The sequence below is a fragment of the Mesorhizobium sp. M1A.F.Ca.IN.022.07.1.1 genome (genome assembly GCF_003997575.1).
Classification (GTDB): domain Bacteria; phylum Pseudomonadota; class Alphaproteobacteria; order Rhizobiales; family Rhizobiaceae; genus Mesorhizobium.
Window position 1 is genome coordinate 1 of the sequence record NZ_RZST01000665.1, and the last position, 984, is coordinate 984.

The window sequence follows — 984 nt, forward strand, 5'->3', positions numbered from 1 at the left end:
CCTCTAAGCTCCCGTCAGCCCAGATGCCATGAACGAGAGGATATTTGTCGCCTACTTCATCCTGGGCGATCTCCATCACCCGGCGCTGCTCGTCAAAAGTGCAGGAGGCAACTTCGGTGGAATGGGCATTCAGCGTGATGGCGGAGAGCCCTTCCACCGCGCCCACGTCGCGCAGGTGCTTTCGGAAGCTTACCTCGTCGATCTCGAATCTTCCTCGAAGGGAAGGATAACAGCGGGAATGACGCCGTGGGGAACGTAATTCGGATGACGTGGCATGACTCCCTCCTTAGATCTGTTGCATCTATGAGGCTCGCTCATATGTCCCCGGCGGGCGAGGGCTTCGAGCGGCCAAATCTTGGCGAGACGTGCTGCGGTTTCGGTAACCACGGGGCCGTATGCCTCGAAATCGTTTCCCGACATGCGCATCAGGCGGGGTCTAAAGCTGGATTAGTGAATTGCGGCCTTCGCTTCTCCCGGAAGCTTGCGACCCCTTCTTTCAATTCATCGGTTGTCGCGACAAACGCGCTCGCCAATATCTCGAGAGTAGCTTCTTTGTCCTCTCCTTCAGCGGCATTTATCAAGCGCTTGGCCACGAGCGTAGCGATGGGGCCGCGCTGGGATATACGATCCGCCCAAACTTGAGCAGCGGCTAGACTTCCGCCGGCTGGCACAACTTCGTCGACGAGCCCGAGGGCTAGGGCAGCGGCGCTAGTGACGATCTCGCCGCCGAGTGCAAGGCGGCGAACAACGCGACTACCAAATCGACGAACCAATCGCTGGGTGCCGGACCAACCAGGCACCATACCGAGTCCCGTTTCAGGAAGACCAAACTTCGCTCCTTCTTCAGCGATGCGAAGGTCTGCTGTTGCAGCAAGCTCGAGCCCGCCACCGAAGGCCGAGCCATTTAGCGCAGCGATAAGAGGCACCCGAAGTCGAGCTAGCGCGTCGAAAACACGGTGACCTTCGCGGACCCAGTCCTCCCCC

The 984-nt window shown here is 59.3% G+C and carries 1 protein-coding gene; it reads right to left on the reverse strand.

The window, feature by feature from the left end:
• Positions 1-425 precede the first annotated feature (425 nt).
• Positions 426-984, reverse strand: a 559-nt coding sequence (locus EOA75_RS33250; RefSeq protein ID WP_164747776.1) for an enoyl-CoA hydratase/isomerase family protein, incomplete at its 5' end; no start/stop codon positions are given.